The 7,534-nt window shown below is 66.6% G+C and carries 5 protein-coding genes; 3 read left to right on the plus strand and 2 right to left on the minus strand.

From position 1 onward, the window contains the following. Window positions 1-158: 158 nt before the first annotated feature. On the minus strand, window positions 159-1,376 hold the full coding sequence (locus LK539_RS24330) for a M20/M25/M40 family metallo-hydrolase (protein WP_227803630.1): 1,218 nt from the start codon (window positions 1,374-1,376) through the stop codon (window positions 159-161). Window positions 1,377-1,573: 197 nt separating this feature from the next. Here LK539_RS24330 and LK539_RS24335 point away from each other — a divergent pair, with 197 nt between their 5' ends. The 3 genes from LK539_RS24335 (at window position 1,574) to LK539_RS24345 (ending at window position 5,116) form a co-directional block, all read left to right on the plus strand. Next, complete coding sequence (locus tag LK539_RS24335) at window positions 1,574-2,014, plus strand: hypothetical protein (protein ID WP_227803631.1); 441 nt, start codon at window positions 1,574-1,576, stop codon at window positions 2,012-2,014. A 145-nt stretch (window positions 2,015-2,159) separates the two neighbouring features. Then, window positions 2,160-3,638, plus strand: a complete 1,479-nt coding sequence (locus tag LK539_RS24340) for a DUF2868 domain-containing protein (protein ID WP_227803632.1) — start codon at window positions 2,160-2,162, stop codon at window positions 3,636-3,638. After that, a complete protein-coding gene (locus LK539_RS24345; RefSeq protein ID WP_227803633.1) occupies window positions 3,635-5,116 on the plus strand; it encodes a DUF3482 domain-containing protein in 1,482 nt (493 codons plus the stop codon). Before LK539_RS24340 ends, LK539_RS24345 begins: the two co-directional genes overlap by 4 nt. On the opposite strand, the gene LK539_RS24350 is transcribed toward LK539_RS24345, so the two are convergent. Then, window positions 5,113-7,227 carry a TonB-dependent receptor gene (locus LK539_RS24350; RefSeq protein WP_227803634.1) on the minus strand — a complete coding sequence of 705 codons (2,115 nt, stop codon included), beginning with the start codon at window positions 7,225-7,227 and terminating at the stop codon, window positions 5,113-5,115. The genes LK539_RS24345 and LK539_RS24350 overlap by 4 nt on opposite strands. Between the last annotated feature and the right edge of the window lie 307 nt (window positions 7,228-7,534).

The raw sequence follows: 7,534 nt of genomic DNA on the forward strand, positions 1-7,534 counted from the left end.
AAGTCGGTCCCACCCCTTCCCATCCCGAACAGGACCGTGAAACGACTTTGCGCCGATGATAGTGCTGCAACCAGTGTGAAAGTAGGTTATCGTCAGGCTAGTTATATGCAGAGCCCGCTCAGTTAAGACTGAGCGGGCTTTTTGCTTTGTATTTCCACCTATTTGCTCGAGAGTTCGACCAGGTAGGCCGCAGCCAGCCGTGCAAACTTCAACGCGTGGACCGCTTGCCCACCGGAGTTGGCCAGGGTGTCCTTCGCCGTGTGGGTATGCGGATTATCCCGCGCCATCGATGACTCGAAAGGCATCGATACGGGATAGCCCTGCGCATCCCAGCTGGCGTGGTCCGAACAGGCATAGCCGCACTTGTCATACGCGACCTTCAGCCCCGGCAGATAGGCGCCCGCCAGCTCGGCCAGGAAAGCATTCTGCTGGCTGTTCGTATAATCGCTGATCAGGTAAATGTCGTTTGCCGCTCCCTGGTAATTGGTCATGTCGAGCTGCAGCACGCCCGCCACCTCCTTGCCCGCCTCTTTGAATTGCCGGGCAATCTCCTGTGAGCCTCGCAAGCCCACTTCTTCCGCCGCGTAGGCAATCGCATGAATGGTCCGGCGTGGCCGGTAGCCGCTTGCGATGAGGGCACGCAGCGCCTCGGTCATGCTCGCCACGCCCGAGGCATCGTCATCCGCTCCCGGTGCGCGCGCCGTTTCGCCCATGCGAAAGCTCAGGATCGAATCGAGGTGGGCGCCAATCACGATGCTCTCGTCGGCCAAGTCGCTGCCTGCGATGGTGAGCATGACCGAGGCTTGCGGATAGCCTTTGTGCGTGAGTTGGGTGACGCTGATGTCATCCCGCCTGGTGGCGAGTTCGCGCCATGCCGACAGTAGCCAGTTCGATGCATCGACGCCGGTCTGGCTCGTGTAATAGCGGTTGGTGAAGGCACTCAGGGCCGTGATCGTCGACGCGATCCGCTGTTCTTGCATGCTTGCCAGCATCGGTTCCACCACCTGATGCTGGTCGATAGCATAAGCAGGCGCCACCGAGACCACACGCCGCAGCGTAAGCGCAGCCCGTGCCTGCGCTTCGCTGCCGTGGTACATGAATCCACCGCAACGCCCCAGCTTCTCGTGGATCGCGCCAGCGGCCGCGGCGAGCCGGTTTTCGTCCATCACGACCGCATGCACTTTTTCGGACATCCCGGCCTTGCCCATTTCTCGGCTGGCGATCGACACCGTATCGGGTGCGACCGACTGCATCTGCTGGAAGGCCGCCTCACCCACGGTGATCCAGGCCCTGCGCTTCAAGGGCGAAGCGTCCGCCACCGCAAGGCTGAGGCAGAGTGCCGAACACAGGCAAACTTTGAGGGCGGCGGATCTCATCACTGTTCCCCTTGGCATCATCAACACGATGCTAGTCCCCATACCCCGGCAGCACTTGCAGCACGTCAATCTTTAAGAACTACATGAGAGCTAATCGTGCGGCGATTCCTACGATTGCTCGGACTCTTCTCCTATACAGCCCTACTGGTTCGGCGCGCATGATCGGTCCATCGGTTCAGCAATGCAAAGGAGGCATCATGAAATCGAAGGAAAAGAACCTGGGAGGAGACAACCGTTCGCGCGGTATCCACAAACCGAAAGGCGTGACGGTGGCAGAGGGCAGCATGCAGACGCGTGCGCCCGGCGCCGTGATGCCGGGCGGTCCGGAATCGCCTTTCCCCATGGCCCACACCGGCTCGCAGCAATCGGACACCAGCGGCCGCGGCCAGCGCGGCGGCGCCGGCGCCGTCCACCAGGGCTGGAGCGCCCGCCAGCGCGGCGCGCGCATGCAGGCGCAGGCCGAGCAGGACCGCTTGGGTGAGCCGCAGCAGTCGGGCCAGGGCGGCATCGAGCAATACCAGCATGCCGGTTCCCAGCAATCGGATTCCGGCCAGGGCGGTGGCAAGGGACTGCAGGGACGCCCCGACCTGCCGGCGTCCGACTTCGGCAGCAAGCCGAACAAGAAGAATCCCGGCTGAACACCCGCCAGGACAGCGCAACCCGGGTCTCCCGGGTTTTTTTACGCCCGGCGCCGACCCGAGCAAGCGCCGGAACGGTCTCCCATCCCAAACTGGGGCACAATGCACCTGTCAGCCTTGCCATTTCAACCATGACAGGAGAAGCATGAACGAACAGGTCGCACGCAATGTCGTGCTAGTGCGCGCAATCGAGTCCGCCGACGCCAATCATGAGGTGCTGAGCGACGACGACCGCAAGTACGCGAGCCGCAGCGCGAAAGAACTGGCGGCCTGGCAGGCCGCAGACAGCAAGACCGCCGTCACCCAGCATCACTTCCTGCAGCAGCGCTCAGAGCAGATCCTGAAACGTCTGGGCGAGCGCTCGCCCGCCTTTGCCGCCTTCCACAAGCGCAGGCTGGGCCTGGGCGGCGTCTGGCTGGCCCTGCCATTCCTTGCCTTGATCGCAGGCGCCGTCATCGACCGCATCGCCGACCCGCACCGCGTCGACCTGCTGTCCGCCCCCTTCCTGTTGATCATTGGCTGGAACCTGCTGGTCTACCTGGGCATGCTGGTGTGGGCGATGGTTCCGGGCAAGCGCCATGGCTGGGCAGGACCGAACCTGCTGCGCCGCCTGAGTGTCGGCAAGGCCGCGCTGCCGCGCAAGCTCCCGGCGCCGATGGCCGCCGGACTCACCGCCTTCATGAGCGAGTGGGCCGCGCTGAGCGAGCCGCTCACCCGGGCGCGCCTGAGCCGCACCATTCACCTGGCTGCCGCCTGCTTCGCGCTCGGCGCCATCGCCTCGCTGTACGCGCGCGGCCTGCTGAACCAATACGTGGTCGGCTGGGAGAGCACCTTCCTCGACGGGCGCCAGGTCCACACCCTGCTGTCCTGGCTGTTCATGCCGGCGATGAACGCCTTCCCCTTCCTGCAGGGCTTCTCGCTGGCGGAAGTCGAACTGCTGCGCCACGGTCGCACCCTTACCGCCGCCAGCGGCGCACGCTGGGTCCACCTGTACGGCGCGACGCTGCTGCTGCTCGTCGTGCTGCCGCGCCTCGTGCTCGCGGGCTTCGCCGCGTGGCGCGCACGCCGCCTGGCGCGCAACTTCCCGCTCGATCTCGACCAGCCCTACTACCGCAAGCTGGCCGACAGCATCGGCGCCGGCACGCCCGCGCTGCTGCGCGTGCTTCCCTACAGCTACACGCTGGACGAAGCGCGCGACCGCGGCCTGTGGGCGATCGCGGCCAGCGCGCTCGGCGCCCAGGCACGGGTCCAGCTGCGCCCCACCAGCGCCTATGGCGTCGAACCGAAGGAAGCGCTGCACGACGCCGGGCTCGACGAGCCGGGCGTGACCGTCACCGCAGTCCTGTTCAGCCTTGCCGCCACACCCGAGAAGGAGAACCACGGCGCCTTCCTCGACTACCTGAGCAAGCGCGTGAAGCGCGGCGTTGCGGTACTGGTCGACGAGTCGCCGCTGGTCGAACGCATCGGCGATCAGGGCAACGCCGCGCGCGTGGCGGAACGCAGCGCGCTGTGGCGCCAGTTCTGCAGCTTCCATGGCACCTCGGCCACCTTCGTCAACCTGCTCCAGCCCGACAAGTATCCGATCGAACTCGGTGCGGGCCTTAGCCTGCCGGAGCTGCGATGAACGCGCCGGTCAAGATCCAGTTCGCGCTCGTCTCGCACACCAACAACGGCAAGACGACGCTGGCCCGTACCCTGGTCGGCATGGACGTGGGCGAGGTGCGCGACGCCGCCCACGTGACCCAGTTCGCCGAGGCGCACCTACTGCAGACCAGCGAGGCGGGCGACACCCTGCTGCTGTGGGATACGCCGGGCTTCGGCGATTCGGTGCGCCTGCTCAAGCGCCTGGCGATGGCGGGCAACCCGATCGGCTGGTTCCTGCGCGAGGTGTTCGACCGCTACCGCGACAAGCCCTTCTGGCTCAGCCAGCAGGCGCTGCGCGCGGCGAAGGAAGAAGCCGACGTCGTGCTCTACCTGGTCAACTCGTCCGAGTCGCCGCAGGATGCCGGCTACCTGCCGTCCGAGATGAAGATCCTGGAGTGGCTCGGGAAACCGGTGGTCGTGCTGCTCAACCAGATGGGGCCACCGCGCCCGGGCGGCGAGGAAGCGAGCGAGCAGGCACGCTGGCGCCAGCACCTGGACGGGTTCCCGGTGGTGAAGGACGTGCTGCCGCTGGACGCCTTTGCCCGCTGCTGGGTACACGAACACGTGTTCTACGAAGCGATCGGCCGTCTGGTCGAACAGGACAAACAGCCGGGCTACGCGCGCCTGCTCGCGTCCTGGTCTGCCGCCAACCGCCAGCGTTATACCAGTGCCTTGCGCGTCACGGCCGAACAGCTGGCGGCGGCCGCGCGCGACGAGGAAGCCATTCCGGAAGAAGGGCGCAACATGCTACGCAGCGCGCTCAAGGCGGTGGGCCTCGGCAAGGACGAGCAGCGGCGGCAGGAGCTGGCGATGGCGGCATTGGTCGAGCGCCTGAACGCCCGCATCAATGGCGCCACCGCGCGCATGCTGGCCCTGTACCGCGTCGATCCAGGCGAGGCCTTGAAGATCAATGCGCGCGTGCGCGACAACTTCGCGGTGCGCGCGCCGGTGGACAAGGCCCAGGCCGGCCTGCTCGGTGCGGTGGTGTCGGGCGCGGCGACCGGACTGTCGGCAGACATGATGGCCGGCGGCCTGACCATGGGGGCGGGTGCACTGCTGGGCGCGATCGTGGGCGGCCTGACGATGGCCGGCGCGGCATGGGGCTTCAACCAGAGACTGGACCGCGCCAAGCCGGGCGTGCAGTTCGCCGATCCCTTCCTGGATACGCTCCTGAGCAGCGCGGTGCTGCGCTACCTGGCGGTGGCCCACTTCGGCCGCGGGCGCGGCAACTGGGTGGAGGGGGAGGCGCCCGCCTTCTGGCAGGAGGAAGTCGAGCGCGCCCTGAGCGGGCAGGAAGGCAAGCGCGCGGACCTGTGGCAGGCCGTGCGCGCCGCACCGGATGAGGCGGCGGGGGCAAACCTGGTGGAAGCGGTGCTGGTCCCCGCGACCGACGCCACGCTGGCCAGGCTGTATCCCGGCGTCGCGCTGCCCGCGCGGCTCGAGGCCAAGACCGCCTAGAACTGGTACTGCGCGCTCACGCCCATGATCCAGTTGCGTCCCGGCGCGGCTTCGTAGTACCGGCGGTTGGTGTCGCCCACGATGACGGAGCCGACATAGGTCCGGTCGAACAAGTTGTTCAGGCGCGCGTACTGCTTGAACCGCCAGCCGCCCAGCTGCTGGCTGGCCTGTACGCGGGCGTTGACGATGGCGTAGCCCGGCGCCGGCGTGGCGGTATTGGTGTCTTCTGCATAGACCCGGCCGTTGGCGATCGTCTCGAGCGCGGCGCCGAAGCGGCCGGCCTGCTCGGTCCAGCCCAGCTCTCCATACAGGCTGGTTTTCGGAATGCCCGGCAGGCGGCTGCCTTCCGGTACTGCGCCGAAGGCTTCGTCGTAGATGGCGCGCAGCGCGCTCAAGGCCAGGCGCGCATTCCAGCCGCCGCCCAGTTCCGCATCGAGCGACAGTTCGCCGCCCTGGCGCAGCGTGGCGCTGGCGTTGCGGTAGCTGGTGCGGCCGCCGGCGGAGCTGTCTACCACCAGCTCACCCTGTGTCCTGACCTGGAACACGGCGGCGTTGACGCGCACCCCAGGTGCCAGCATCGCCTTTACCCCTGCCTCCAGGTGCTTGCCGATGGCAGGTGCGAGACGGAAGTTGAAGCCGGCGCCGGTCCCAGAATAAAACACTTCGTTCAGGGTCGGGGTTTCGAAGCCGCGGGCGGCGCTGGCGTAGACGTTGAGCATTGGTGAGACCTTGTACAGCACGCCGACGAGCGGCGCCGTGTGGCTGTACTCGACGCTGCCGCTGTCGTTGCCGTTGGCGAGGAAGCGGTCCGTGACGTCGAAGCTCACACGGCTGCGGCGCACGCCCCCGGTCAGAACCCAAGGGCCGCGTTCCCATTCCACCTGGGCGTAGGGGTCGGTGCTCCTCACTTCGTTCTGCTCGTCGCGGCGCAGATTGCCCTTCACGCCGAAGGTATTGCCGATGAAGTTCTCGAAGCCCTGGCGCGCATCGGTCGAACGCGCTACTTCGATGCCGACGGTGGCGCGCAGCGTGCCGCCGCCCAGTTCGCGCACCGCGCGCCAGTTGGCGTCGACACCGTGGAAGTCGCGGTCGAAGTCGACCACGCCGCCCGAGTGAGTAGGCGGCGCCTGGAAGCCGCGCGAGAAGGATTGGTACTGGACCACGCGGCGGTTGCCGCCGTAGGCCGTGACCAGCAGGCGGTCGGACCCGAAGCGCTGTTCCCAGGTGAGGCCGAACTGCTGGTGGTCGATGCTCTTGCGCGTGTCATAGCGTTCCGCCAGCGTGCGCTGCGGCGACTGGGTGTCGGTGGTGTCGATCTCGCCGGCGCGCGGGTCGCGCTGGTACGTCGCCCAGGTGACGCCCAGCGGGTCCTGGGTATCGTCCTGGCGCAAGCCGCTCGCGGTGATGACCAGGCGGCTGGTATCGGATGGTTCGACCACCAGCTTGGCATAGGCCTGATCCCGGGTGGCGGCGCTGTGTGCGCGGTAGCCGTCGGTCTCGAAACGCGAGGCGTCCAGCAGGTAGCCCAGCTTGCCGCTGCTGCCCTGCGCATTGACGTCGAGCTTGCGCAGTCCGTCGCTACCGGCAGAAAAGCTGCTTTCAATGGCGGGCGCACCCTTCGGGTCGCGTGTGAAGAGCTGGATCACGCCGCCGGAATGGTTGCCGTACAGTGCGGAGAAGGGCCCGCGCAGGACTTCGATGCGTTCAGCCATGTCGAGGTTGAAGGTCGCGGCCTGGCCCTGGCCGTCAGGCATGGTGGCCGGGATGCCGTCGGCGACCAGGCGCACGCCGCGCACGCCGAAGGCGGAACGGGCGCCGAAGCCGCGCGAGGAGATCTGCAGGTCTTGCGCATAGTTCTGGCGGTCGCGCGCGACCAGGCCCGGCACTGCCGCCAGGGCTTCGGAGGCGTTCACGCGAGGCTGGGTGTCGCGGATCTGGCTGGCATCGACGATGTCGATCGCAGCGGGCAGGTCGAAACTGGTGTGCGCGGAGCGGGTGGCGCTGACTACCACCACATTGATCGGGGCGCCGACCTCATCGGCGATGGCGATCAGTGGCGCGGACATGCATGCCGCGGCGATGGCGGTGCGACGGAACAGAGGGGAATTCATTCGATCTCCGGTTGCTGGGGCGCCCGGTGGCCGGGCGCTGGTACGGCTGGCAATATACCCGGCATTGCAAGAACGTACACGCACCGCACCGCAACACGCTTTTTTCGAGGAGCTCTTGCGGACGCCGAAAACGTTTGCTATAGTTCGCGTCCGCTTCAGGAACGCTGCAAGGCGCGACCGAAAAACGTTAACGGAATCAAGTGGTTACGTTAGCAATGTCCGCAGAAAAATTCTGCGCTGAAGCAAAAACAGGATTGACGAGCATCGCGAAACACTGCATAATCTCATTCCTCTGCTGCTGACGAAC

Source organism: Massilia sp. IC2-476 (assembly GCF_020707295.1).
In the GTDB taxonomy this organism is placed as follows: domain Bacteria; phylum Pseudomonadota; class Gammaproteobacteria; order Burkholderiales; family Burkholderiaceae_D; genus Telluria.

Bases quoted from the DNA above. Each gene is read 5' to 3' on its own strand.
- LK539_RS24330 (WP_227803630.1), bottom strand. From the start codon at position 1,376: ATGAGATCCGCCGCCCTCAAAGTTTGCCTGTGTTCGGCACTCTGCCTC.
- LK539_RS24335 (WP_227803631.1), top strand. From the start codon at position 1,574: ATGAAATCGAAGGAAAAGAACCTGGGAGGAGACAACCGTTCGCGCGGT.
- LK539_RS24340 (WP_227803632.1), top strand. From the start codon at position 2,160: ATGAACGAACAGGTCGCACGCAATGTCGTGCTAGTGCGCGCAATCGAG.
- LK539_RS24345 (WP_227803633.1), top strand. From the start codon at position 3,635: ATGAACGCGCCGGTCAAGATCCAGTTCGCGCTCGTCTCGCACACCAAC.
- LK539_RS24350 (WP_227803634.1), bottom strand. From the start codon at position 7,227: ATGAATTCCCCTCTGTTCCGTCGCACCGCCATCGCCGCGGCATGCATG.